Source organism: Sphingomonas sp. AP28 (assembly GCF_056680455.1).
In genome coordinates this window covers 1,823,158-1,848,865 of sequence record NZ_CM155283.1, presented here as the reverse complement: position 1 = coordinate 1,848,865, position 25,708 = coordinate 1,823,158, and the positions used below count along the sequence as shown (strand labels likewise).

Below are 25,708 nucleotides of genomic sequence, written 5' to 3'. Positions count from 1 at the left end.
CAGCGCTCGGTTACCCTGGATCCTGACTTTCGTCAGGATGACGGGAGGAAAGCCACCTCGCATCCTTAAAGCCGGAAACTCTTACTCCACCGCCAGGATTACATGGCTAGCCTTGATCAAGGCCAGCGCCCGCGTGCCGATCTGCAGGTCGAGCGCCTCGGCACTCTCCTTGGTCAACGTCGCGGTCAGCGTCTTGCCGAGCGTCAGTTCCAGCGTCACTTCGCTCGAAATCGCACCGTCCTCGCGCGCGATCACCGTTCCCGCCAGCGTGTTCCGAGCCGACGTCCGCAGGGACTCGTCCCCACGCGCGAGGATTACGAAGCTCGACTTGATCAGCGCGAGCGCGGTCGCGCCCGGCACCAGTCCCAGATCCTCGGCACTGCCGCGCGTGATCGTCGCGACGATCTCCACGCCGTCCGCCAATGCCAGCGTCACCTCGGCATCGATCGTCCCCGGCGTCACGCGCGACACGGTGCCGCGCAAGACGTTGCGTGTGCTCGTCTTCATCCCGATTCCCCATAGCAATGGTTTCAGCGACAGCCCGTTCGACACACTCGCCTCGATCCGCGCCATCGCGCTGGCGAGTTCGGCCTCCGCGACCGCATAGCCGTCGAGCACCGCCACGCCCGCCTCGGTGATCGGGCTCGCGCCACCGTCCTTGCCGCCCGCCGCGGGGAGGACGAGCGGGCGGTCGAACAGATTGTTCATGACCTGCACCGCGTCCCACGCCGCCTTGTAGCTCAGCCCCACGACCTTCGCCGCGCTGGTGATCGAGCCGCCGTCGCGGATCGCGCGGAGCAGCGCGATCCGGTCGGCGCCGACGCGGCCGGTCTGGTCCTTGGCGAGCAGGATCGTGGCGTGGAGGGCGGGGTCCGTCATCCCCGCCTCATACTCACTGCTTGATGCGGAAGGTAAGCCCGATCGTGCGCGGGTCGCTCGGCGTGGCGAGGATCAGGCCCGAATTGCCCGCCTGGATCGTCACGTTCTGGGTGTAATCTTTGTTCAGCAGGTTGCGCGAGAACACAGCGAGTTCCCAGCCCTCCTTCGAGCGGAAGCCCATGCTGCCGTTGACGATCGTATAGCCTTCGATCACCGTGAACGCCGAACCCGAGGGATCGCCGAACTGCCGCGTGCGCGTGTTCGAATCGACGTGCAGGAAGCCGCTGCCGATGTCGGCGATCTGCTGGTTGTAGTCCGCGCCGAGCGTGTACGACCAGCGGGGCAGGCTCGACAGGCGCTGGCCGCTGAGATCGCAGAACGCCGCGGTATTGAAGATCCGTTCGATCGGGCAGGGGGCCGCCGGGTAGGAATTGAACTTGCCGTCCGCGTACGCGACGCTGCCGCGCAGCGACAGGTTGCGGGTGACGAGCGCGGTCGCGTCCGCCTCGAAGCCGCGGACGGTGACCTTCGGGATGTTGGCGAGGTAGGTACGCAAAGCGGCGGCGGCGCGGGTGTCGGTGACGTTCGCCTGGAAATCGGTGACGCGCGTGTAATAGCCGTCGACGTTGAAGATCAGGCGGTCGTCGAACAGCTGCGTCTTGAGGCCGATCTCGTACGCGGTGTTCTTCTCGGGGCGGACGACTGCGGTGCCGATCGCGGGCTGGTTCTGGTCGTTGAGCGGCAGGCCCGACATGTTGATCCCGCCCGACTTCTCGCCGCGCGCGTAGCTGGCATAGGCTAGGACGTTATCGGTCGCTTGGTACGCAATGTTCGCGCGGCCGGTGAGCGCGCCGTCCTTGTCGCTGGCGGCGTAGTTCTGGCCGCGCAGGATCGACAGCTTGGCCGTGTTCAGTGCGGCGTTGGTCGTCTGCAAGCCGCCGAAGGTGAAGGTGTCGTACGTTCCCTCCTTCTCTTCATAGGTATACCGAAGCCCGCCGGTGAGGGTGAGGCGATCGACCGGCTTCCAGTTCACTTCGCCGAATGCCGCATAGCTGTCCGAGCGGAAATCGGTGCGGCCGTCGGTGCCGTAGCCGTCGAGCAGGTTGCTCGGGACGGCGGTTGCGGCGGCGCCGGTGCCCGTCGACGTGCCGATCAGGTAGCGTGCGGCGGCGGAACCGTAGATCGAAATCGGGCGACCGATGACGCGCTGACGGAAGAAGTAGAGTCCGCCGACGTAGCTCAGCTTGTGGTCGCCGTTCGAGGCGAGACGCAGTTCCTGGCTGTACTGGTCCTGTCGCGAGGGAATGTGTTGTTCGGTCTGGATCGAGATGCTGGTGTAGTCGCGATCGTTCGCCGCGTCCCAGTTCCAGAACCGCCACGCGCTGACCGAGGTGAGCGTCGCACCACCAAGGTTCCAGTCCGCGATCACGCCGACGCCGCCCTCGTTGGTGTCGACACCAAGCGCCGCGTCGATGTCGGTCTTGCGGTCGTGCGGATTGGTGCTGGGCGGTGCGTAGTTGAACTGTGCGGCGAGGCCGGTCGGGCCGCCGAACTGGCGCGTGGCCGTGCGGAACACCGCGCCGCTGGCGCCGCTCGTCGGGCGGGTGGCGACGTTGTAATAGACCTGCGTGCAGCAGTTGCTCTGGAAGTTGGTGAAGTCGGCGCTGGCCTTCACCTGGAACACTTCCGAAGGTCGGAACAGCAATTGGCCGCGGATCGCCTGGTTGCCGATGGTGTTCTGATCGCGGCCGGTGACGACGTTGTCGATCACGCCATCGCGGCGCGTGCTGACCACCGACAGGCGACCGGCGAGCGTGTCGCCGATGATCGGGCCCGAGACGGCACCCTTCACCTGGAGGAAGTTGTAGCTCGCATAGCTGATCTCGGCCTCGCCCTGCGTCGTGAAGGTCGGGGCTCGGGTCGTGATGTTGATCGCGCCGGCGGTCGAGTTCTTGCCGAACAGCGTCCCCTGTGGCCCACGCAGCACTTCAACCTGCTGGATATCGCTGAAGTCGAACGCGGCGGTGGCGGGGCGCGCGTGATAGACCTGGTCGACATAATAGCCGACGCCGGGTTCGAGCCCATCGTTCGCCTGGCTGACCGCGACGACGCTGCTGCCGAGCCCGCGGATCGTGAACGCCGTATTGCGGGGATTGGCCGAGCTGTAGTTCAGCGCGGGGACGAGCTGTGCGAGCTGTTGCGTGTTCACGGTGTAGGAGCGGTCGAGCAGCGCGCCACCTACGACGGATAGCGAACCGGGGATCTTCTGCGCGTTTTCTGCGCGACGGCGGGCGGTGACGATCACCTCCATCGAGGTGTCGGGGTCGGCGCTCGGTTGGGCCGTGGTGCCCTCAGTGCGTGTCTGTTCCGGATTGGCGGCGCTGGTCTGCGCGTCTGCCATCATCGGCAGGCACATCGTAGCCAGCAACACGGCACTAAGCCGCGCGAAATCATGTCCCCGCATTGTCGCCACCCCTTCGTTATATAGTCAATCTACATAACGAGAAGTTTCGAAACAGATAGAGGGATTTGCGGACGCGCACGCGCGCGCAACCGCATACCACCCCGGCGAAGGCCGGGGCCCAATTGGGGGACGACGCTTGGCGGGCGTCGGATGCCGTTACTGTGACCTTTCCAATTGCGCCCCGGCCTTCGCCGGGGTGGAGGGCAGCGGCGTCAGGAAAGGAGGGCGACGATCTCCGCCGCGATCTCGGCGGGCAAGCGCGATGCACCATCAGCTACCGTCGACACCGTCGCCCAGCGCCCTAGCAACCCGACCTCGGCCATCGCCGCGTAGTTCGTCCGCACCCGATCCTGCAGTCCGGTATCCGCCTCGTACGCATCGAACGCATCGTCGGTGTAGGACCGCTTCCGCTTCTTCAGGATCAGCCCGCGCGCGATCGCGGCCGGGGTGTCAAGGTACACCGAGAGATCAGGCTTCGGCAGTGCGAACGACCCCGTTTCCAGGTCGGCGATCCACGCCATCATTGCGTCCGCTTCGTCCGCCGGCACCTGCGCCGCCTGATACGCCATGTTCGAGGCGATATACCGGTCGAACACCACCACATCGTTCGCCGCCATCGTCGCCAGCAGATGATCGCGCGACTCCATACGGTCGAGCGCATACAGCACCGCCGCTGCCTTGGGCGACGTGCCCCGCGGCAGGCTGCCGGCCAGCATCGCGCCCAGCGCCCAGCCGCCGACCGTCTCGGTATAGCGCGGGAACGAGACGACATCCGCGGTGCGGCCCGCGGCGCGCAACTGCTCGACCACCAGTGCCGAGGCGGTGGCCTTGCCCGCGCCGTCGGCGCCTTCGATTGCCAGGAGGAAGCTCATGGACGAGCCCTAGCAAGCCTTACCGGCTCACCAAAGCCCGCAAATCTATCAATCCACGCAGCAAGGACGTGCCGCCCGGCGAGGCGATATAGCGCGGCGTCCAGTTCGGTCGGAACTTCTCCTTGTACGCACGCAGCCCGGCAAACCCGTAGAACCGCTCGCCGTGCCGGAACAGGAAGGCGGCAACCTTCGACCAGGTCGGCGACAGGCGCCGCGCCTCGATCCCCGACAGCGGCGCCATCCCGAGCGAGAAATTGCGGTAGCCCTGCTCGTGGCCCCACAGCATTAGCCGCGTGAACAGGAAATCCATGCCACCCTGCGGCATGTCCTCGGCGTGGCGCATCAGGTCGACCGACAGCTCCTGCCTGTTCGGCGTGCCCCAGACGTTGGCGAAGGCAACGATCCTGCCCTCGATCCGCACCACCGCGCAGTCGAACTTCGCCATGTATCCAGGCTCGAACCGGCCGACGCTGAAACTCTTTTCGGCATGATCCTTGTCGGCCAGCCACCAGTCCGAGATCGCCTGTAATTCGGGAATGACCGCCGACATCTCGGCAGCGGGCACGACCGCGAACTCCGCACCTGCCCGTTCGGCGACACGGCTGGCCTTCCGTACGCTGCGCATCTCGGGCGTCTCCAGCGTGAAGCCGTCGAGCTCGACCGTTGCCTCCTCACCGTATTTGACGAGCTTCAGCCCCATCTCGATCGCGATCGGGACGATGCGCAGGCCGATCTGGTACAATAACAATCGGCCCTGCGCAGCGTCGGCGCGGGCGCGGATCGCCCATAACAGCTCGGACCACGCCTCGCTCGGCCCGACCGGATCGCCGAGCACGATCCAGCTCGCACCCTTGACCTGGTACATCAGGAACGCGTCGCCACTGTCCGAGACGAGGAAGCGCTTGTCGCCGGTGAAGGCGAGCATCGCGTCGGTGCGGTCGGCATGCGCGAGTGCGGCGGTCGCGACGTCGTCGGGCAGCATGTCGTGGACCATCGGCACGGGTGCTGCCGCGAACAGCCGCCAGATCGCCGCGCCGATCAGCAACAGCCCGACCGCGAGGCTGGTGCGGAGGAAGCGCGAGGCGTTGGCGTTGGTCTCGAACTGCCACCACAGGTCGCTCGAATAGCCGACGCGGCGGTAGGCGAAGAAGCCGATCAGCACCGACAGCCCGATCGCGGCACCTACGCCAACCAGCCATTCCGGGGACAGCGGCTCCGCGGTCAGTCGCGTCCGCCGGTAGAACGCGGCGCGCGTCCATTGCAGCGCGGCGGCGGTAAGCAGCAGGATCGTCGCCTCCTCGTAATCGAGGCCTTTCGCGATCGACAACAGCGCGCCCGCAACCAGTAGCGTCCGCGCCGCCCAGAATGCGCCGTCGAGCCGTCGATACAGCCCAAGCGCGACCAGCAGCAGCATCACGCCGACGAGGCTCGCCGCGACATGCGCCATCTCGCTGATCGGCAGCGGCAGGATCGTCGCCAGCGTGTCCATGCGACCGGGGGCCGCGGGCAGTGCGCCCGACACGAGCAGCATGGCGCCGCTCAGGAAAACCAGCACGCCCAGCAGCAAGGGCGCTAGCGGCAGTGCGATTGCGAGCGGATCTGTGCCTCGTCCACGCCATTGCCGACCCTCATGGAACGCCATCAGCACCGCGGCCAGGATCAGCGGCGCGACGTAATAGATGATCCGGTAGGCGAGCAGCGCGGCGAGGACCGTCGCATTGTCCTGCGGCATCGTCGCGATGATGACCGCCTCGAACACGCCGAGCCCGCCCGGCACATGGCTGATCAACGCAACGACGATCGCCACCGCGTAGCCGAGGAACAGCACCGGATAGAGCTCGGGGGAGGCATTGGGGAGCAGCACGAACAACGCCGCGCTCGCGGCTGCGAGATCGACCGTCGAGACCAGCAGGAGCGCGAGCGCCTGCCGCCAGTTCGGCAGGGGCAGCCGCCAGCCGAGCAGCCCGATCGAACCGCCCTGGCGGTGACGCAGGACGATCCCCAGCATGACGAGCGGGATGACGATGCCGACGCTGCGCTCGATCAGAGGCGGCATCGTCCACTTCACGATCGGCAGCGTCCCCGGATGGATCGCCATCGACAGGCACGCGACCGTGATTACGCCCGCCCAGAACGTCACGCCGGCTATCAGCACGACGCGCGCCACGGCGGCTTCGTCTAGCCCGGCGCGGCTATACACGCGGTATCGCGCCGAGCCGCCGGTCAGCATGGCCAGCCCGAGATTGTGGCTGATCGTATAGCTGGTGAACGACGCGACTGCAGCGGTCCTCCACGGCAGTGGATGGCCGATCACTTTCAGGGCGATCGAATCGTAGAAGGTCAGCGCGATATAACTGACGACGGTCAGCCCGATCGCCACCGAGAGCTGCGACAAGCCGAGCGCGGAAAACGCGGCGCGGACTTCGGACAGACGGATTTCGGCGGTCAGCTTGTGGATCGCAGCGAAGCCAAGCACCGCTACGATGAGCACCGCCAGCGCGATTAGCGTGCCCCGGCGGTGCGCGATCCAGTCGCGGACCCGAATAACGAACGGACGAGTCGTCATCGGGTCAACCGCGGTGCCAGGTCTGCGTCTTGCACAGGAACCCGCCGATCAGGCAGCCTTTCACGTCGATCGTATTCGCGTCGACCAGCGTCAGCGTCGACCCGAAGGTGCGGCCCATGTCGGGCACGAAGATCTGGCCCGACCATTTCCTGCGGCCGCTAGGGCGATATTCGCGGAGCAAGGCGGTGCCGATCAGTTTCGGCGTGCCGCCATCGCGGGCGTCGGCCTGCGCCTCGTCGCTGGCCCGCACCACCCAGCCGCACAGCCTGTCCCCGCAGGCGCCGGTCTTCACGGCCACGCTGTTCTTCGGGTTGTGCCAGGTCCCTTCCACGGGGGAAGCAGGGGCCGGGCTGCCCACGGCCATCGCGAGCGCCATCATCACAGGAATCATCGGTCGATCCTCAATCCGCGAAAACGAACCGCGCTAGCACTTCGTAGAGCGCATCGGCGTCGCGGTGAAGCGGGTGTCCGCCCGGCAACGCGATCCGCGTCGCATTGGCCTGGGTCAGCAACGGGCACAGGCTGCCGACTTCCTCCGCGCCCTGCACGCATAGCAAAGGTGCCCAGGTCAGCTGCCGCGCAGTCGGCATCGCGTCGACGGTCGGGGTCCAGAGATCGAAGACCTCGCTCGGTGACGCGCGGAACTGCACGTTGTCCTCGGGCACGATCAGCACGACCTTCGCGATCTTCGCGCGCAGTTCGGGCGCGAGATCGACCAGCCCGACATGTAGCATGTCCGCGCCGAACGACTGGCCGATCATCACGACCCGCTCGGTGTGCCCGAGCCGAAGCGCGCGCTGTTCGGCGCGCGCGATCAGCGTCGTTATGTCGGCCGGCGTCCGCCCGGTGCGCAGATAGGTCAGCGTGTTGACCGCAACCACCGGCACGCCGTCGGCCGCCAGCCGCCGCGCGATCTGCGGCGCCATGCCGATCTTGTAGCCGAGATCGCCGGTAAGGAGCACGACGGCGAACGGACGCCGCGGCTTGGCCGGATGGACGTCGGTGAACAGCGGCCCGCCGAAATAGCCGAGCCAGCCCATGAAACCGGTCGCGGCCAGCACGAACGCGACCAGGGCCAGCAGCAAACGGTAGAACCACGTCATCCGCAACCGATTGCACCAGACGAAGTGATCGATAGGTGGAGCGAAGGTGACGTTTTCGTCATGCAGTGGAGCGTCGTGCCGCAATCCTCCAACGCGCGAATTGCCAAGCGACGAAGCACCACCCCGGCGAAGGCCGGGCCCAATTGGAAAGGTCGTCGTAACAGCGCACTGCGTTCCGTTATCGCCGTTCCCCAGTTGGGCCCTGGCCCTCGCCGGGGTGGTAGTTCGGCGGAGTCGATACGCTCAAGCAACCGCCTCACGCCTCAACCCGGATCGTGTGCCAACCGCTCGTGATGCCGGATGACCTCGTCGATGATGAAGCGCAGGAATTTTTCGGAAAACTCCGGATCGAGCTGCGCCTCCGCGGCGAGGTGTCGCAACCGGGCGATCTGGCGTTCCTCGCGGCCGGGATCGGCGGCGGGCAGGCCGTGCGTCGCCTTGTGCCGGCCCACCGCCTGGGTCACCTTGAAGCGCTCGGCGAGCATGTGGATCAGCGCCGCATCGATATTGTCGATGCTCTGGCGGTATCCGGTCAACAGGTCGTCAGCCACCTACTACCCTTTCGTTGGTTCGGCGCGCCTTTTGCGGGCGTGGATCGCGAACGGCAAGGTGTCGCGAGGCGAGGTGAGGCCCGGCAAGGGTTGCTTTGCAGGGGCATAGGCGTCAGAGGCTCGGGAAGATGAGCGCTACCGTCCACCGCCTCGAAACCCTGCGTCCCAATCCCGAGTCCCAGCCGTCGCTGGACCCGATGGTCAAACTCGTCACCGGCGACATGGACCAGGTCAATGCGGTCATTCGCGGCCGGATGCAGTCGGAAATCCCGTTGATACCTGAACTGGCCGGTCACTTGATCGCGGGTGGGGGCAAGCGGATGCGGCCGATGCTGACGCTCGCGAGCGCGCAACTGATCGACTATACCGGGACGCAGCATCACCTGCTCGCCGCCGCGGTCGAATTTATCCATACCGCGACGCTGCTTCACGACGACGTCGTCGACGGCTCCGACCTGCGCCGCGGCAAGCGCACCGCGAACATCATCTGGGGCAATCCCGCGAGCGTGCTGGTCGGCGATTTCCTGTTCAGCCGCAGCTTCGAACTGATGGTCGAGGCGGGCAGCCTCAAGGCGCTGAAGATCCTCTCCTCTACCAGCGCCGTGATCGCGGAGGGCGAGGTCAACCAGCTCACCGCTGCACGCCGCGTCGATCTTGGCGAGGAGCGCTATCTCGATATCATCGGCGCGAAGACCGCGGCGTTGTTCGCGGCTGCTTGCCGGATTTCGGCAGTTGTTGCGGAAAGGCCCGAAGCGGAAGAGGCCGCACTCGACGCTTATGGCCGCAATCTTGGCATCGCGTTCCAGCTGGTCGACGACGCGATCGACTATGTCTCGGACGCGGACACGATGGGCAAGGACGCCGGCGACGACTTCCGCGAGGGCAAGATGACGCTCCCGGTGATCCTCGCCTATGCGCGCGGTTCGGTCGAAGATCGTGCGTTCTGGAAGGATGCGGTCGAGGGTCGCCGCGACAGCGAGGCCGATCTGCAACACGCGATCCGCCTGATCCGCTCGACCCGCGCGATCGACGACACCTTCGCGCGCGCACGGCATTACGGCCAGCGCGCGATCGATTCGATCGGTGGCTTCGCGAACGGCGCCGCCAAGGACGCGATGGTCGAGGCGGTCGAGTTCGCGGTCGCCCGCGCATACTGACGGTCTAGAGGACCGCCGTTCCGGTCTGCGGTAGCGTCGGTGCGATGGCGTCCGGCTTTTTGCCGAACAGTGCGCGGTCTGCGGGTCCGAACGCGTATTTCCACAGGATGTAGAGATAGGTCGCGGCGATCGCGGGTTCGCCGACTGCGAGTTCCACCCATTCGTAGCGCTTGGGCAATGCCGTGAAGCCCGCCCCCACGACGATCGCGGCGAGCGCCGCCCAGATCAGCGGCCAGCGCCACGGCGAGACATTGGCGCCCAGCAGATGGCCGAGCAGCTTTGCCTTGATGATCGAGGTCAGGCCAACCGACAACATCAGCGCGATCGCCGGGCCCGCCGCCTGGTAATTGACCGGGTAGCCCATCGCTCGGATCGTGAAGATCAGTACGAAGCTGAGACCCACCTGGAACGCGAGCATCGCCGCGGAGATCATCAGGTTGCGGTGGCGGGCGATGTAGACGAGCGCAGATTCGCTGACGGCACCGGTCGAGGCGAGCACCTCGGCGGTCAGCAGGAACGCGAGCGCTGCGGTGCCGGCGACGAACTGCGGTCCGACCACGCCCATCACCGCTTCGCCGGGAATCGAGCCCATCAGCGCAAGCCCGCCTTGTGCGGCCATGATCCAGAACGCGACCTGCCGCACCTGGTTGGCGATGGCTGCGCGGTCGTTGATCGCGAGGCTGTGGGTGATGACGGGGCCGAGGATCGGGTCGAAGCTGGTCTTCAATTTCTGCGGCAGGCTCGCGACCTGTTGCGCCATGTAATAGATGCCGACGACCTTGGGCTCGAACATCACGCCGAGGATGAAGCGGTCGACGTTGCGGCTGCCCCATTCGAGGATGTCGGCACCGGCGAGCGGCACGTTGGCGCGGGCGAGCGCGTAGAGTGGACGTAGCTGCGGTTTCCAGCCGCGCGGCACGCCGTAACTGCGCAGGAACGGCACGAGGCTGGCGATCAGCGCCGCGGTCATCGACGCGACGTAGCTGAGGACCAGGCCGTCGCGGATCGTGAAATAGGAAAACGCCCAGGCGGCGATCGAGATTGTCCAGGGCTCGACCACCGCGCGCGCTGTGACCGCGGCCTTGACGTTGAGGCGATAGGCGAGCGCGGCGAGGCTCACGTCGGACCAGGCGACCGCGACGATGATCAGCGGCAGGAACCGGTCGAGCCCGGTGATCGCGCTGTTCGGATACATGATCTGCGGGAAGGTGCAGAGGACTGCGCTGGCGATCAGCGAGGCGACGAACGCGACCGCCATCGCATCCCACACGACGTTGGCGTGCGGGCGGTCGGCGCTGCTGAGTGCTTGGGCGAGCCCTCGCTTTAGCCCAAGCGTCGCGAGAAGCGCGGCGAGTTCGACCACCACGACGGCAATTGCGAAGCGGCCGACGAGGTCGGGGCCGTAGATGCGGCCGGCGATGAACAGGAACGGGATACGCGCGGCGAGGCGGAGGACGAAGCCGGCGATGTTGGTTCGCCCGCCCTTGGCGAGCGTGTCGATATCCTGCGTGGCCGCGGTCACGCTTCTCCCCTCCCTGGAAGGGAGGGGTAGGGGGTGGGTTGGCCAGTGAGGTTCGGTTGCGCCTGCCTCGAGCCGACCCACCCCCGGCCCCTCCCTTCCAGGGAGGAGGGAAGGTTTTTGGGCAGTTTCTGGCTCAATGCGCGGCGCCCCAGCTGAGGCCTGTGCCGATCTCGATGCCGAGTGGGACGTCGAGCGTCACCGCGGGTTGCGCGGCGTTCGCCATGACCTGCTCGATCACCGGTTTGGCTGCGTCCACGTCACCTTCCGGCAGTTCGAACACGAGTTCGTCGTGGACCTGGAGAAGCATGCGGACATTGGGCAGCCCCGCTTCGAGCAACGCCGGCCCCATCCGCACCATTGCGCGCTTGATGATGTCGGCGCTTGTCCCCTGGATCGGCGCATTGATCGCGGCGCGTTCGGCGCCCTGCCGCTCATGCTGGATTTTCGAGCGGATGCGCGGGAAATGGGTCTTTCGGCCGAACAGCGTGGTCGTGAAGCCGCTCGCGCGAACGCTTTCCGTGGTCTCGACGATGTAGTTGGAGATACCGGGGAAGCGGTCGAAATAGCGGTCGATCATCGCTTGCGCTTCGTCCGCCGACACGTCCAGACGCCCGGCGAGTCCCCATCGCGAGATGCCGTAGAGGATCGCGAAGTTGATCGTCTTGGCGCGGCCGCGGGTGTCGCGGTTGACCTCGCCGAACAGTTCCTGCGCGGTGAGGCTGTGGATGTCGTCGCCGTTTGCGAACGCGGCCTTCAGTGCGGGGACGTTCGCCATGTGCGCGGCCAGCCGCAGTTCGATCTGCGAGTAATCGGCGGCGAGGATGACGTTGCCGGGCTCGGCTACGAACGCGTCGCGGATCTGGCGGCCGATCTCGGTGCGGATCGGGATGTTCTGGAGGTTTGGGTCGGTCGACGACAGGCGGCCGGTCTGCGCGCCGGTCAGCGAGTAGGACGTGTGGACGCGGCCCGTCGCCGGGTTGATCTGCGCCTGCAGCGCGTCGGTATAGGTCGATTTCAGCTTCGACAGCTGGCGCCAGTCGAGCACTTTCCGCGCGATCACGGCGCCGGGCGAGTCCTTGTCCGCCGCGATCCGCTCGAGTTCGTTGACGTCGGTCGAATAGACGCCGGACTTGCCCTTTCGGCCGCCCTTGATGCCCATCTTCTCGAACAGCACGTCGCCCAATTGCTTGGGGCTGCCGATCGTGAAGGGCGCGCCGGCGAGCGCGTGGATTTCTGTCTCCAGGCTCGCCATCTGGCCGGCGAACTCGGTCGAGAGCTTCGACAGTTTCGCGGCGTCGACCTTGATCCCGTACATTTCCATCTGCGCGATGACGGGGACGAGCGGGCGATCGACCATCTCGTAGACGCGGGTCGAGCCTTCCGCGGGCAGGCGGCGCTTGAAGCGGCGCCAGAGACGGAGTGTCACGTCTGCGTCCTCTGCGGCGTAACGGGTCGCGGCCTTGAGGTCGATTTCGTTGAAGGTCCGCTGCGTCTTGCCCGTGCCGACGACGTCCTTGAACGCGATGCAGCTGTGCGAGAGATGCGTGGCGGCGAGTTCGTCCATGCCGTGGCCGTGCAGACCGGCGTCGAGATCGAAGCTCATCACGATCGTGTCGTCGAACGGCGCGATGGTCACGCCGCCCGTCGACGCGTAGGCGCGGCCGAGGACGATCATGTCGTATTTGAGGTTGTGGCCGATCTTCAGGACGCTCGGATCCTCCAGCAACGGCTTCAGTTTCGCGAGCACGAGCGCGCGATCGAGCTGGACCGGGTTTTCCGCGAGCAAATCCGTGCCGCCATGCGCGATAGGTACGTAGCAGGCGAGGTTCGGATGCAGCGCCATGCTGACGCCGACCAGGTCCGCGCGCGTCGCATCGATGCCGGTGGTCTCGGTGTCGATCGCGATCCAGCCTTGGTGCTTGGCGACGGTGACCCAGCGATCGAGTGCGGCTTCGTCGACGACGGTTTCGTAGTCGTCGTGCTTGCAGGGCTCGTCCTCGTCGAACTCGGCTGTGCTTGCCGGTTCGGCAACAGGCGCTTCGGCGACCGCAGAGAGCTTGGCGATCAGCGACTTGAAGCCGTGGTGCTCCAGGAATGCCCGCAACGGCGCATCCGGGATGCCCTTAAGTTCGAGATCTTCGAGCGGCTCGGGCAGCGCAACGTCGCATTTGAGCGTGACGAGCACCTTCGACAGACGCGCCATCTCGGCATGCTCGATCAGATTGTCGCGCAGCTTGCCCTTTTTCATGCCGTCGGCGGCAGCGAGCACGGATTCGAGATCGCCGTGTTCGAGGATCAGCTTCGCCGCGGTCTTGAGGCCGACGCCGGGGACGCCGGGGACGTTGTCGACGCTGTCGCCCATCAGCGCGAGCACGTCGCCGAGCTGCGCGGGCGAGACGCCGTGGAACTTCTCCGCGACATGTTCCGCGCCGAGCCGGCGGTTGTTCATCGTGTCGTACATGTCGAGACCGGGCTCGATCAGCTGCATCAGGTCCTTGTCGGACGATACGATCGTGACTTCCCAGCCCTGTGCGAGCGCGGCCTTCGAGTAGCAGGCGATGATGTCGTCGGCTTCGAGTCCCTCGGTCTCGATGCAGGGGAGACTGAACGCGCGCGTGGCGTCGCGGATCATCGGGAACTGGGGGACGAGATCCTCGGGTGGGGGAGGGCGCTGCGCCTTGTACTTGTCGTAGAGATCGTTGCGGAAGGTCTTCGACGACTTGTCGAGGATGACCGCCATGTGGGTCGGGCCGTCGGCGGCGTGGACCTCGTCCGCGAGCTTCCACAGCATCGTCGTATAGCCGTACACCGCACCGACCGGCTCGCCATGCTTGTTGGTGAGCGGCGGCAGCCGGTGATAGGCGCGGAAGATATAGCCGGAGCCGTCGACGAGATAGAGATGGGGCATCGCGCGCGGTCTAGCGGATGCGGGGGCGCGGACCAATGGGCGATGCGTGCTTGTTGGGTATCAGGTAGGGAGAAAAGCGGTGGGGTGTTTGCGCGCTTCAGCTTTCCCGAGAGATGCACCACCCCGGCGAAGGCCGGGGCCCAGTTGGGGGACGGCGATCACAGAGCGGTGCGCGTCGTTACGACCACCTTTCCAACTGGGCCCCGGCCTTCGCCGGGGTGGTGCAGTGGTCAGTGCCAACGCTTCCTTGTTCTCCCGCAAAGGCGTGAGCCCAGTCTGGATCCCCGCCTTCGCAGGGAAACATGCTACCTTACTTCTTGATGAGACCGATCTCGACCAGCCGCTCGTACAGGTAGTCGTGCGCCGTAATCGGGTTCGGATAGCGGTTCGCGTTGTCCGGCGTGATCGTGCCGGGCAGCGTCTCGATCAGGAAATCCGGCGCCGGATGCAGGAAGAACGGCATCGAGTAGCGCGAGTGACCACGGCGCTCGGGTGGCGGGTTGACGACGCGGTGCGTGGTCGAGGGCAGCACGTTGTTGGTCAGGCGCTGAAGCATGTCGCCGACGTTTACCACCATCGCACCCTCGGGCGGCTTGATCGACAGCCAGCGGCCGTTCGCGCGGTCGAGCAGTTCGAGGCCGGCTTCCTCGGCGCCGAGCAGCAGCGTGATGAGGTTGATGTCCTCATGCGCACCGGCGCGGACACCTTCGGCATCGGCGGGGATCGGCGGGTAATGGAGCAAACGAAGTATGCTGTTGCCGTCCTTCACCGCCGGGTCGAACCAGTCGGGCTTGAGCTTCAGGTGGCGCGCGATCGCGGACAGGAGCTTGTCGCCGGCGCGGTCGAATGCGGCGAACAATTCGAGGAAGACCGGCTTGAAGCCCTCGGGGCGCGTTGGCCAGACGTTCGGCGCCATCGTGTCCGCGTAGCGATGCCCCTCGGGGAGTTCGCGGCCGACGTGCCAGAATTCCTTGAGGTCGACGACCTTGGCGTCCTTGGCGATCTCGGTCTTGAACGGCGTGTAGCCGCGCGCGCCGCCGCCGCCGGGGATGTGATAGCCGCGCTTTTCGTCCTCGGGGAGGTCGAACAGAAGCTTCGTCTCGGCCCAGGCGCGCTCGATCAGGTCGGCGGGGATGCCGTGATCGGCGACGATCGCGAAGCCGAACCGCTCGAACGATTCGCCGAACGCGGCGGCGAAGCCATCGGGGTCGGTATCCTGCGTTGCGAGGCTGAGCGTCGGGACCTGGGCGGCGGGCGTATCGAGCATGGGGTGCGTGTCCGGTTTGGGGGATGCCCGATATAGGCGATCGGGGGTGGCGTGCCAAATGCCTGGGTTAGGGTGGGGCGAGATTTCAATCCTCCCCTTGGCGAGGGACGATCGTAGACTAGCCGCTGATGACGATCGTGCCGGTCGCCTTGTCCTTGCCGTCGGGCGCGAGTTCGAGGCGGAAGGGTTTGTTCTCGTCGGTGGTGCCGATCAGGTTCGCGCCCTCGGGATGGACCTGGTAGCCGACCTTGCCGAGCCGCTGTGCAAACCAGTCGCGGACGATCGTCGGGGTGGCGGGGCTGGCGAAGGCGACGCGTAACCCGCCCGCCTTCTCATCGCCGACGATATTGAGCGACTTGATCGACGACCCCGGATACAGGCGCACGCCGTTGAGATCGAAATTGCCCGTGTCGATCTTGATCTTCGGCAGCTTCACCGTGCCCTGGAAGCCGGGCACGTCGATCTTCATCTCGCCGGTCTCGCCGTTGATCGCGCCGAGGACGTTGCCGCCATCGGCGTTGATCGAGACCGACGCATCCTCGTTCGAGCGATCGCAGGCGGACAGTGCTAGCACGCCGGTAAGGCCGACAGCGGCGAGAAAAAACGGACGGATCATGACTGTCTCCGAAGTGTGTTGTTCTGGCAATACAGATAGGAGGCGTTGGTGCATCGCGCAATCGTCACGGGGCGGCGCTGGTTAGCGGGTTCCGCGCGGCCGCCCGAGAGGGTACAGGCGCACGCATCATGCAGACCCAGGATCCCCAATCCGACGCGCCGGCGATGCGCGGCGCGCCGATCGGTTTCGTCGAGTTCGTCGCGCTCGTCGCCTCGCTGATGTCGCTGACTGCGCTCGGCATCGACTCGATGCTGCCCGCGCTGCCCGCGATCGGCGACGCGCTTGGCGTCGCGTCGGAGAACGGCCGGCAATTCGTGGTAACCGCATTCGTCATTGGGTTCGGCGTGGCGCAACTCGTTCACGGGCCGCTCGCGGATCGGTTTGGGCGGCGGACGGTGCTGCTCTGGTCGCTCGTGCTCTACATCATCGCCAACGTTGCCTGCGCGACCGCGGGGAGTTTCACGTTGTTGCTGGCCGCGCGCGCGTTCGGGGGCGCGGTGATCGCCGCGGCGCGGGTTGCGACGATCGCGTTGGTGCGGGACTGCTATCATGGGCGGGCGATGGCGCGGGTCATGTCGATCGCGTTCATGGTGTTCATGATCGTCCCGATACTGGCGCCGACGTTTGGCTGGGCAGTGCTCCAGTTCGGCGACTGGCGCGCGATCTTCTGGACGGTCGCGGTGCTGACGCTGGGCGTTCTGGTGTGGTTCTACTTGCGGATGCCCGAGACGCTGGCGCCCGAGAACGTCCTGCCGATCACGCCAGGGCGGATCCTCAGCGACTGGCGGCAAACGCTCGGCGACCGCAATTCGCTCGGCTATACGCTCGCGTCGACTGCGCTGATGGGCGCGCTGTACGGCTATCTCAATTCGATCCAGCAGATCATGGCGGACGTGTTCCACAAGCCATCGCTGCTGGCTTTGATCTTTGCGACGACGTCGGTGACGATGGCCGTGTGCAACCTGCTCAACTCACGCATCGTGATGCGGCTGGGCACGCGGTTGATCAGCCATGGCGCGCTGTCGCTGCTGATCCTGGTCTCGCTCGTCCATCTGTTCGCGATCGAGATCGGGTTCGAGACGCTGGTCAGCTTCGCGGTCTTCCAGGCGCTGACGCTCGGCTGTTTCGGGCTGGCCGTGTCGAATTTCTCGGCGATGGCGATGGAGAATATGGGGCGGATCGCCGGCACCGCGTCGAGCGTGCAGGGGTTCCTGAGCGTGACCGTCGGTGCGGTGTTCGGCGCGCTGATCGGGCAGGCGTTCAACGGCACGACGGTGCCGCTGGTCGGCGGGTTCCTGCTCGCGGGACTAGCGGCGCTCGTTGCCATCTTGATCACCGAGCGTGGGCGCCTGTTCCGGCCTGCGTCGACGGCGCCCACGCGCGCTTGAAGGAACTAGCGCGCACGTCCACCGTTCGCACCGGGTAAGCCTGCATCACGCGGGCGTCCTGGAACGAGGGAGTGTGACCATGGGCGGACATCAGGTGCCGAGTGCCGGTTCGGGCGACGACGGTTATGACGAAGAGGGCTATGACGAGAGCCAGCGCGCCGAGATCCTCGAGGCCACGCGCAACGGGCCGAGCGACGGCATCATCCTGACCGACCTCGAACCCGATCTGGGCGAAGACGATACCGACGACGAGTCGATCGAAGAGACCAAAATGGACTCCGAGGAGGTCGGCGAGACGGACTCGTCGGTGACGATGGACGAAGCCGACATGGACGAGGACGACGTCCAGGACGAACTCGACGACGACACGATCGACGACGACGAAGACCTGAAGGACGCAGACGACGTCGCGTTGAAGCCCTGAACTATCGGCGGCGCGCCTGCGATGGGCGCGTCGCCCTCAGCCTGCGGCGTTGGCAAGTATCGCCAGATCGTCCGCATTGAACGCAGCTCCGGCGGCGTCGGTCGGTTGTTCGACGACATTGCCTGGAACCGTGTTCGTGGCCACTGGTTCCGGTGCGTCGCTGGCCACGTCATACGCCGTCCACACGATGCCGGCCGCCCAGAACAGGGCCGCCCATCGGCTGCGGAACAGGCGTGAAAACCCCATTGCTGCTGCATCGCACACCAATCGTCACCAGCAGGTAAACGGATGGTGTGAGTATCGGCGCCGGCTGCTTTTTGCCGCTTTTCCGCTGTATTCCTGCCTATGTCGCCACGGCTTGGCCACGGTTCGTTCATCTGAGTGACAGGAACCGTTGCTGTAACGCAACACAGGCGAACAGTTCCCTGGCAGTTCCCTGAATGTGACGTTTTTTGTGCAACCATGTGCCCGCCGGCCTGTTTCGACTTGCCTGGACCGAACCGACGCACCGTGCAGTCGGGGATCCACGCAACACTCGAGATAAGGTCACACCCATGCGTAAGCTTTCCCTGGCAATCGCCCTTGCCGCCGCAACGGTCGCTTTTCCCGCCTTCGCGCAGGACATGTCGGCACCGGCACCCGTCGACAACAGCGCACAGCCCGGCGAAGCAGCCGCTCCGGACGGCTCGAAGGCATTCGGCATCGAGCCGTATTTCGGCGTGATGGGCGGCTGGGAGCAGTTCGACAACGAGCGCGGCCACGGCATCCCGCAGGCGCTGAACGCCGACGGTTCGACCCGTCGCGGCTACAAGCCATCGGGTTCGCTGGTCCAGGGCGTCCTTGGCGTGAACATCCCCCTCGGCCCGGTTTTCGTCGGTGCTGAAGGCAACGTCATCAAGGGCATCGAAGGCAACATCGATTGGGAATATGGCGCAGCAGGCCGTTTCGGCTTCCGCGCTGGCGACAGCGGCCTGATCTACGGCAAGGTCGGCTACCAGTGGGTCAACTTCGACAAGTTCTCGGCACGCTCGACCAACGGCGGCGACACCGGTCGTGACTACAGCGCGATCACCTACGGCATCGGCGCAGAAGTCGGTCCGCAGAGCATCGGCCTGAAGGGCATCACCGGCAACGCAGGCTTCCGCATCCGCGCCGAGGTCAACACCTTCGGCGACGCGCAGAGCTTCCGTCCGATGCTCGGCATCATCACGCACTTCTAAGCCTTTGCCTCGCAAGAGGGAAAAGCTGGGCGCGTAACGAGGGCGGGGAATGGTCAAGGCCATTTTCCGCCCTTCGTGTGTCTGGGGCCGTCGGGCTTTCGAGTCCCGATCGAGCGGTTCGAACGCCCGCCATCGCAGCTTCACCGATGCCCGGATGGCGCGGAAGTGCACAAAGTTCACACGCTGGCGCGGTTGCGCACATCGCTCGACAGCGTCGTAATCGGTCGTCCGAATGCGGATGGATGCCATGCTCACGCCGCATCTGATCACGGCTCGCCGATGTAGGACAGCAGCATCGCTCGTGCCCACGCCGCGTTCCAGGGATGCTGGACGCCCCCATGAAGTTGCTCCGGCACGACGCTGATGCGGCAACGCACACCGGTTATCGCACCCGAGATGTGCATCCGGTCAATGTTCACGATGCGTTCGCCTCGTTTCCGACTCCGCCCGTCGCAACCTTCGCCGCCGTGAGGTGACATCGTCGCGCGCGCGCGTACGCGCGAGGGACGATGGAGTATGTGTTTGATTTCATGCGGTTGCTGAGTGGTGATCGCGCTGGCGCCACGCGCCGCGGTGGATCCGGTCGACGCCCGGCGCCCGGAGTCCTGCTGCAACTCCGCCTGGTATTCTACGGCGTGCTGCTCGGGCTGATGGTGCCGGTGATCCGCCAGATCGACTGGGCGGCTCTGGTGCCGCCAGGCTTGAAGGTCGAATGGCCCAGCGGGTTCGGGATCGCCTGGCCCGCCGGGCATCTGCGTGTGCCGGGCGGCTGGAGCAAGGCCGCGGACGCTGCCGCGGCGGACGCGTCGACTTCCGCAAACGCTGCCGCCGCCGCCGCTTCCACCACCACCGGGGCGCTGGCCACGGCGGCAGGCGTCGCGAGTGCGGCGTCGACCGCCGCTGCCGCCGCCTCCGCGCTGTCGGGCGGCAAGGCGGTATCCGCGCGCTTCACGATATGCGGCCATGCCAAGCGGATCGACTGCATGGTCGACGGCGACACCTTCTGGATGGCAGGGACCAAGATCCGCATCGCCGACATCGACACGCCCGAAACTCATCCGCCCCGCTGTGCGTCCGAAGCGCGCGCCGGCAAGGCCGCCACGCTGAAGATGCAGGCGCTGCTCAACGCCGGCCCCTTCACGCTGGTCCCGATCAAGCGCGACGTCGATCGCTATGGCCGCAAACTGCGCATCGTCGAGCGCGACGGGAAGTCGCTGGGCGAGGCGTTGGTGCGGACCGGGCTTGCGCGGCGTTACGGCGGCGGCAAGCGCGCGCCCTGGTGTCGAACCGGCTGGTTTTGATCCGCGCCCGGTGGTGAGCGCCGTTTCATTCACCGACGTTGCGGTCGAGAACTGGGGTTTCCATCTCTCAGTCCGTCACCAGGCGACCTGCCCGGCTAGTCGAAGCGCTTACGCTCGATCGTGAGCCGAGAATCGTTGCAGAAGCCGCAGTCCTTGCCGACGAAGCGTGCTGCGGCGGTTCGGTCGTTCTTCAGCCGCCAGTCCAGCCACGCGGTTACTACCTCCGCCGCGATGCCGCCGTTGGGCTGCATGTAGGTGCCGCCATGGCCGACCGGTATGTTGACCAGCGCCGCGGGGATCTGGTCGATCCGCCGGAAGTCGTCGGTGCCGTTCGCGGCCGCGATGTCTGTCGGGCCGCCCAGGACGTAGAGGATCGAGCCGTGCAGCGTCTTCAGCAACGCCTTGTCGGACACCACGCCGCCGATCGGGTTCGCGCCTTCGGGAAAGAAGCCGCTGTTCATGATCACCGCGGTCGTCACGCGCGGATCCTGCGCTGCGGACAATGCCTGCAAGCCGCCGCAACTCCAGCCGGACGCCGCGATCTCGGTGGTGGCGATCCTACCCTTGAACGGACTGCCGGCGCGGGCATTCTCGCGCTGCGCCCAGTCGATCGCGTCGGTCAAAGCGCGTGTCGGCGTTGCCGAGGTCAGCTTCGCGCCGGGTGTTGGGGGCGGGGATGGTGTAGCGGCGGCGACTTTCGGCTTGGGGATCGTGCCCGACGCGATCACGAGATAGCCGTGCGAGGCGATCTCCAGCAGGTGGTTGCGCGAACTCGTGCCGTCCGCGCTGCATCCGCCATTGCCGAAGACGTAGATGCCGATCCTGGTCCTACCCAGCGTACCGAGGTTCGCCGGGCGGTAGACGACATGGTCGGGCAGGTCCGCTCGCTCCTCGAAGATGGCGGGGTAGCCGCCCGATCCGCGTTCCTGCGGCGCTGGTCGTGTCGCGGGGGTACCGCCGGTCTGCGCGACCCCGGACGAACCCAGCATCATGACGGCAATCGTAAAGGCGCACGTACGCATGCCGGGTCTCCTGTCGAGGGGGCGTGCCTGCCGCCATTCGCACGGCAGGCGTGGGTAGACGTGGGACGTCAGAACGAGAAGCGGACGCCGACACGGTAGATGCGACCGACGATGTCGTACAAGGCCGGATTGGCATTCTGCGGCGAGGCTGCCGGGTCGTGATCGAACACGTTGTCGACCTTGAAATAGCCGGACACCTGTTTGGTGATGTTGTACGTTCCGCCGACGTCGAGATAGAAGGCGCCTGGCATGAAGTTGCGGTCGATGGTCGGCGCGGTCGTGGTCGACAGCGGGCAGGTGCCGGGCGCGCAGACGACGTACTGGTTGCCGTAATTGCCGTCGCTGAACCAGCGTTCCTGCACCGTCAGGCCGAAGCGATCGTTATTGAACGCCTGGACTGCGAGCAGCTTCCAGCGCGGTGTCGCGCCCAGGTTGACGCCGGCGCCATCGGTCGGGATCGTGCCCGGCAGGCCGGTATCCGTGACGAACTTGCGGATGTGCGTGGCCAGGCCGCGCAGCGTGAAAGTGCCGTCGATGCCGAGCGGGCGCCGCCACCGATAGCTAGCCTCGATATCGAAGCCGTCGGTCTTGATCGAGGCGAGGTTGAACGCCTGTGTGTTGATGAAATTGGGTCCGGCGGTGTTGTTCAAATTATAGGCGCTGCACGTCTCGGGCAGGATATTGCGAAAGCACAGGTCGACGATCTGCGCCGCGCCAAGGCTGGAGATCACGTCCATGACCTTGATATTATAGTAATCGACCGAGGCGCTGAACCCCGGCAGCCAGGACGGGTTGGCGTAGACCGCGCCGACTTCGGTATTGCGCGCGATCTCGGGCGTGAGAGCGGGGTTGCCGATCGCGTTCTGGATGGCGACGACGTTGACGTTGCGCGCAGGGTCGAGAAAGTTCGGCAGCGTCGTCGTCACCGGGGCGGCGAACAGCTCCGATAGATTCGGTGCGCGAACGTCGCGCGAGGTGACGCCGCGCAGGCGCAGGCCGTTGAGCGGCGTGTCCCAGGTTCCGCCGATCTTCCACGTCCAGATCCGGCCCGACGTGCTGTAGTCGGTGATCCGCGCCGCGCCGTTGATGTTGGCCCGGCCCATGGTGTCAGATTTGAAGAGCGGGACGTCGAGTTCGAGGAACGCCTCCTTCACGTCGTAGGCACCGGTGCCGTTCTTGTAGTTGCCGGCGTACCAGTTGTTACCCGCCGCCAGCAGGGTCGGGTCGGCAGGGTATTCGCTGGTATACGGGCTGAGTGCGGAGACGCCGGCGCCGTACGCATCGGCGCGGACCTTGTAGAATTCCTTGCGATATTCGCCGCCGAACGCGACCGACAAGGGGCCTGCCCACAGCTCCAAGGGGGTGCCGGAGAAGGCGAGACTCGCGACGTCCTGTGTCAAATGAAGCCGCTGGATCGGGCCGTTCTCGGGCTGCACGTACCGGCGTGCGGCTTCGGAGGGGGTTGCGCCGCCGATGATGTTGAGCGGTATACAGCCATTGGCGCGCGCGACCGGATTGGCGCAGACGATGGCGCCGTTGAGCGTGATCGCCTGAATCGCCTGGTTGAAGTGCGGCGTGAGGACGATGTCGTCGACGTCGATCGCGGTATCGGTGATGCCGCGCTCGTAATAGGCGTCATAGGTCCAGGGCGAGCCGCCGAGTTGGAACTTGCCCTTCAGACCGCCGACGACACGGTATTGGCGGCGGTCGGTATGGACCTCGGTGTTGGGCAGTACGGCGACGCTGGCGCCGTACTGGAAGTCGGTGATCCCCGCGGTCGCGCATGCCGCCTGGATCGACGCCGGGACGAACGGGTTGGCGCACTGGATCGTCAGGCCGGGTCGGTTGGCCCCGTTGGTGGGCTGGTTGTGCGTCTTCACCTGGCCGACATTGACGCTGACATAGACCTCGTTGTCGGTCGCGAAGTCGTAGCCGAGGCGACCATAGCTATCGAGGCGCTGGATCGCCGATTGCAGCGTGCGGCCGGTATCGATGTTCCCGGACAGGTCGCCGCCGACGCAGAAGCCGGGGAAGCAGCCCTTGACCGCGCCGGACTTGTCCCGCGCGGGCACGCCGTTCGAGCCGTACTGGAACTGGAAGGGGCGCCCGCTCTGGTCGAACGCGGTGCCCTGCAGCGGGCCGGCGGTGATGAGGCCGTATTTGGTGAAGTTGTACGGCTGGGCGAAGTCGCGCATCACATATTGCGGCGATCCGTCGTTGGTGACGTTGCGGTTGATCATCGTCGTCTGCGTGAACCAGTCGCGACCACCGGCGAGATCGGTGCCGAAATCGCCGGGGCCGACGCCCGCTTCCTTGGCATATTCACCGCTGACGACGAGGTGCAGGCGATCGTTCAGGTAGCTTCGCCCTGCGGCGAACTGCGCCAGGCCCTGCCCATCGTCGCCGTAATTGGTGATGCCCCCCTGGATATTGCCCTTGAAGCCCGTGAAATGCGTGTCGGTGATGAAATTGACGACGCCGCCGACCGCGTCCGATCCGTAGGATGCCGACGCGCCGCCGTTGACGACGTCGACCCGCTTGATCAGCAATTGCGGGAGCAGGCTGACGTCGGTCACGCCGGTGTAATAGGCGCCGACGACGCGCTGGCCGTCGATCAGGGTGAGCGTGCGGATCGTGCCGAGGCCGCGGAGTGAGAACGAACTCAGCCCCTGCTGGCCGCTCGACGTGCTGAACGTGTTGGTCGCCGAGCCGCTCGATCCCTGCAACGACGGCAGCTGCGCGATCGTCGTGAAGATGTTGGGCTGCGCGTTGTTCTGGATATCGGCTTCGCTGATGACCGTGGTCGGGGTCGGGGCAGTAAAGCCGCTCGACTGGATACGGGAGCCTGTGACGATGATGTCGGCCGTTCTGACGGCGTCGGACTCGGCGGACTGTGGCGTCTCGACGACTTGCCCCGCGGCGGCGACCGGGTCGGTGGTTTGCGGCGCGGTGGCCTGTGCGAAGGATGGTGCCGAGTATAGCGAGAGGACGAGCGCGACGACGCTGCTGGAACCGGCGATCAGCGCGTGCAAACGACGGGCGGTCGGGCTGGAGCGCGTAGACGTCGACCGCGCCGCCGCTGCCGAAAACCAGGTCTGTTCTGTGCGACGGCCGGCGCGAGCGTGATCCGACGGAGTCGTGATTCTGGAAACCATTGCATCCTACCCCTTTTGACGGCGCGCCATGTCACTGACGTTCCCGCATCGTCATCCCGCAACTCGATGTTACTGTTTGATAACGTTACCACGCAACAATGCGGCGGCGTTGCGGGAGAGTCAATACTCATACTATCAGCGGGGCAAAACAGGGCACGGGGAGACGCGCCGAGAGACTTACGGCGCGGCGTCGTCCTGGGGCGGCGATGTCGACTGCCGCTTGACGATGCCGTGATCCAGCACACGGTCGGCGCGCGTGGGCTGGGTTCTCGGCGGCGTTGCGATCTCCGCGACCAGAAGGCCGAGCGCTTCCGCGGCGAGTCGGCGGACCGGCTGGTGAACCGTCGTCAGCGGCGGCCACAGCATCACGGCGGCGGTGGTATCGTCGAACCCGACGACCGTCAGTTCGCGCGGCACGTCAAGCTGTCGCCGATGCGCGACCGAGACGACAGCGGCGGCCATGTCGTCGTTGCTCGCGAAGATCGCGGTGGGGGGCGGATCGGCCTGGAGCAACTGGTCGCCGGCGGCGAGTCCCGAGGCAAAGCTGAAATCGCCCTGCGCGATCGTCGCGCGAACGCCAGGATGTTCGCGCACCGCGGCGTAGAAGCCGTCGAGCCGTTTCAAACTGGCGACCTGGTCGGGGTTGCCGACGACGAACCCGAGCCGACGGTGACCCATCGCGATCAGCTCGCGCGTCATCTCGTACGCGGCGAGACGATCGTCGATACGGACGCAGATCACGTTGTCGACATCGTGCGCGCCGACCGCCGCCACCGGCACGCGCGCCTTGCGCAACACGTCGAGGACCGCGGCGGACTCGCTCAACGGCGGCGCGCAGATCATGCCGGAGATGCCGGTTGCGACCAGGTTCTCCAGTGCAGCGGGGCTGGGCGGACGGCCGTCCTCGCCCTTCAGCAGGATCAAGCGCGCTCCGCGGATCGAGGCCTCCTCGAACACACCGGTGAGGAAGTCGCTCATGAACGCGGCGCTCGGGTTGGCGTAGATCACGCCGATCTTGAGTTCGGTGGACGTGACCAGGCTGCGCGCGGCGAGGTTCGGCGTGTAGCCGAGCGCGTCGATCGCGTCCTGAACGCTGGCGCGCGTGGTCGGATCGACGCTGGCGCGGCCGTTGATGACGCGCGACACGGTCATCGGCGATACCCCGGCCTGCGCGGCGACATCGATGATCGTCGGGCTGCGCGAGCGCCGAGCGCGTTCCTTCACACCGATCCCTTCAACCCCGCCCGACGATCGTCACGTCGAGCCCCTCAATACGAACCATACACGACGAAG

General features: G+C 66.0%; 21 protein-coding genes. 5 read left to right on the top strand and 16 right to left on the bottom strand.

The genetic code is table 11. The annotated features are described in order from the left end of the window. Window positions 1–81: 81 nt before the first annotated feature. The 7 genes from AC1MH0_RS08325 to AC1MH0_RS08295 all read right to left on the bottom strand — a co-directional run bounded on the left by AC1MH0_RS08325 (window position 82) and on the right by AC1MH0_RS08295 (window position 8,435). The gene (locus tag AC1MH0_RS08325; RefSeq protein ID WP_480965488.1) at window positions 82–879 is read right to left on the bottom strand and encodes a TOBE domain-containing protein; all 798 of its coding nucleotides are present in this window, start codon (window positions 877–879) and stop codon (window positions 82–84) included. A gap of 13 nt (window positions 880–892) precedes the next feature. Continuing rightward, window positions 893–3,343, bottom strand: a complete 2,451-nt coding sequence (locus tag AC1MH0_RS08320) for a TonB-dependent receptor (protein WP_480965487.1) — start codon at window positions 3,341–3,343, stop codon at window positions 893–895. 212 nt (window positions 3,344–3,555) lie between these two features. After that, on the bottom strand, window positions 3,556–4,215 hold the full coding sequence (locus tag AC1MH0_RS08315; RefSeq protein ID WP_480965486.1) for a dTMP kinase: 660 nt from the start codon (window positions 4,213–4,215) through the stop codon (window positions 3,556–3,558). A 19-nt stretch (window positions 4,216–4,234) separates the two neighbouring features. Then, a complete protein-coding gene (gene mprF, locus AC1MH0_RS08310; RefSeq protein ID WP_480965485.1) occupies window positions 4,235–6,781 on the bottom strand; it encodes a bifunctional lysylphosphatidylglycerol flippase/synthetase MprF in 2,547 nt (848 codons plus the stop codon). Between the two features lie 4 nt (window positions 6,782–6,785). Next, on the bottom strand, window positions 6,786–7,172 hold the full coding sequence (locus AC1MH0_RS08305) for a DUF2147 domain-containing protein (protein ID WP_120301320.1): 387 nt from the start codon (window positions 7,170–7,172) through the stop codon (window positions 6,786–6,788). A 10-nt stretch (window positions 7,173–7,182) separates the two neighbouring features. Further along, the gene (locus AC1MH0_RS08300; RefSeq protein ID WP_480965484.1) at window positions 7,183–7,884 is read right to left on the bottom strand and encodes an AcvB/VirJ family lysyl-phosphatidylglycerol hydrolase; all 702 of its coding nucleotides are present in this window, start codon (window positions 7,882–7,884) and stop codon (window positions 7,183–7,185) included. A gap of 263 nt (window positions 7,885–8,147) precedes the next feature. Continuing rightward, window positions 8,148–8,435 carry a chorismate mutase gene (locus tag AC1MH0_RS08295; protein WP_480965483.1) on the bottom strand — a complete coding sequence of 96 codons (288 nt, stop codon included), beginning with the start codon at window positions 8,433–8,435 and terminating at the stop codon, window positions 8,148–8,150. Window positions 8,436–8,563: 128 nt separating this feature from the next. Here AC1MH0_RS08295 and AC1MH0_RS08290 point away from each other — a divergent pair, with 128 nt between their 5' ends. Continuing rightward, complete coding sequence (locus AC1MH0_RS08290) at window positions 8,564–9,592, top strand: polyprenyl synthetase family protein (RefSeq protein WP_480965482.1); 1,029 nt, start codon at window positions 8,564–8,566, stop codon at window positions 9,590–9,592. 4 nt (window positions 9,593–9,596) lie between these two features. Here AC1MH0_RS08290 and AC1MH0_RS08285 read toward each other — a convergent pair whose 3' ends face one another. The 4 genes from AC1MH0_RS08285 to AC1MH0_RS08270 form a co-directional block, all read right to left on the bottom strand. Further along, window positions 9,597–11,114, bottom strand: coding sequence for a lipopolysaccharide biosynthesis protein (locus tag AC1MH0_RS08285; RefSeq protein WP_480965481.1), 1,518 nt, complete (start codon window positions 11,112–11,114; stop codon window positions 9,597–9,599). Between the two features lie 133 nt (window positions 11,115–11,247). Continuing rightward, entirely contained in the window at window positions 11,248–14,022 is a 2,775-nt protein-coding gene (gene polA / locus AC1MH0_RS08280) for a DNA polymerase I (protein WP_480965480.1), read from the bottom strand. A gap of 310 nt (window positions 14,023–14,332) precedes the next feature. Beyond that, the gene (locus AC1MH0_RS08275) at window positions 14,333–15,289 is read right to left on the bottom strand and encodes an isopenicillin N synthase family dioxygenase (RefSeq protein ID WP_480965479.1); all 957 of its coding nucleotides are present in this window, start codon (window positions 15,287–15,289) and stop codon (window positions 14,333–14,335) included. A 118-nt stretch (window positions 15,290–15,407) separates the two neighbouring features. Then, window positions 15,408–15,905: a hypothetical protein gene (locus AC1MH0_RS08270; RefSeq protein WP_480965478.1), complete on the bottom strand. Its 498-nt coding sequence runs from the start codon at window positions 15,903–15,905 to the stop codon at window positions 15,408–15,410. Window positions 15,906–16,033: 128 nt separating this feature from the next. On the opposite strand from AC1MH0_RS08270, the gene AC1MH0_RS08265 reads away from it, so the two are divergent. Together AC1MH0_RS08265 and AC1MH0_RS08260 are read left to right on the top strand one after the other, a co-directional pair. Then, the gene (locus tag AC1MH0_RS08265) at window positions 16,034–17,293 is read left to right on the top strand and encodes a multidrug effflux MFS transporter (RefSeq protein ID WP_480965477.1); all 1,260 of its coding nucleotides are present in this window, start codon (window positions 16,034–16,036) and stop codon (window positions 17,291–17,293) included. Between the two features lie 79 nt (window positions 17,294–17,372). Further along, the gene (locus tag AC1MH0_RS08260; protein WP_480965476.1) at window positions 17,373–17,717 is read left to right on the top strand and encodes a DNA primase; all 345 of its coding nucleotides are present in this window, start codon (window positions 17,373–17,375) and stop codon (window positions 17,715–17,717) included. A gap of 36 nt (window positions 17,718–17,753) precedes the next feature. Here AC1MH0_RS08260 and AC1MH0_RS08255 read toward each other — a convergent pair whose 3' ends face one another. Further along, entirely contained in the window at window positions 17,754–17,963 is a 210-nt protein-coding gene (locus AC1MH0_RS08255; RefSeq protein ID WP_480965475.1) for a hypothetical protein, read from the bottom strand. A 308-nt stretch (window positions 17,964–18,271) separates the two neighbouring features. On the opposite strand from AC1MH0_RS08255, the gene AC1MH0_RS08250 reads away from it, so the two are divergent. Continuing rightward, complete coding sequence (locus tag AC1MH0_RS08250; RefSeq protein WP_480965474.1) at window positions 18,272–18,937, top strand: outer membrane protein; 666 nt, start codon at window positions 18,272–18,274, stop codon at window positions 18,935–18,937. A 266-nt stretch (window positions 18,938–19,203) separates the two neighbouring features. Here the strand turns inward: AC1MH0_RS08250 and AC1MH0_RS08245 are convergent, their stop codons facing one another. Continuing rightward, on the bottom strand, window positions 19,204–19,356 hold the full coding sequence (locus AC1MH0_RS08245; protein ID WP_480965473.1) for a hypothetical protein: 153 nt from the start codon (window positions 19,354–19,356) through the stop codon (window positions 19,204–19,206). A 111-nt stretch (window positions 19,357–19,467) separates the two neighbouring features. On the opposite strand from AC1MH0_RS08245, the gene AC1MH0_RS08240 reads away from it, so the two are divergent. Further along, window positions 19,468–20,238, top strand: a complete 771-nt coding sequence (locus tag AC1MH0_RS08240; protein WP_480965472.1) for a thermonuclease family protein — start codon at window positions 19,468–19,470, stop codon at window positions 20,236–20,238. Between the two features lie 95 nt (window positions 20,239–20,333). On the opposite strand, the gene AC1MH0_RS08235 is transcribed toward AC1MH0_RS08240, so the two are convergent. From AC1MH0_RS08235 to AC1MH0_RS08225, 3 genes are all read right to left on the bottom strand, one after another. Next, a complete protein-coding gene (locus AC1MH0_RS08235) occupies window positions 20,334–21,260 on the bottom strand; it encodes an alpha/beta hydrolase (protein WP_480965471.1) in 927 nt (308 codons plus the stop codon). A 68-nt stretch (window positions 21,261–21,328) separates the two neighbouring features. Then, a complete protein-coding gene (locus AC1MH0_RS08230; protein WP_480965470.1) occupies window positions 21,329–24,415 on the bottom strand; it encodes a TonB-dependent receptor plug domain-containing protein in 3,087 nt (1,028 codons plus the stop codon). Between the two features lie 177 nt (window positions 24,416–24,592). Next, the gene (locus AC1MH0_RS08225; RefSeq protein ID WP_480965469.1) at window positions 24,593–25,639 is read right to left on the bottom strand and encodes a LacI family DNA-binding transcriptional regulator; all 1,047 of its coding nucleotides are present in this window, start codon (window positions 25,637–25,639) and stop codon (window positions 24,593–24,595) included. Between the last annotated feature and the right edge of the window lie 69 nt (window positions 25,640–25,708).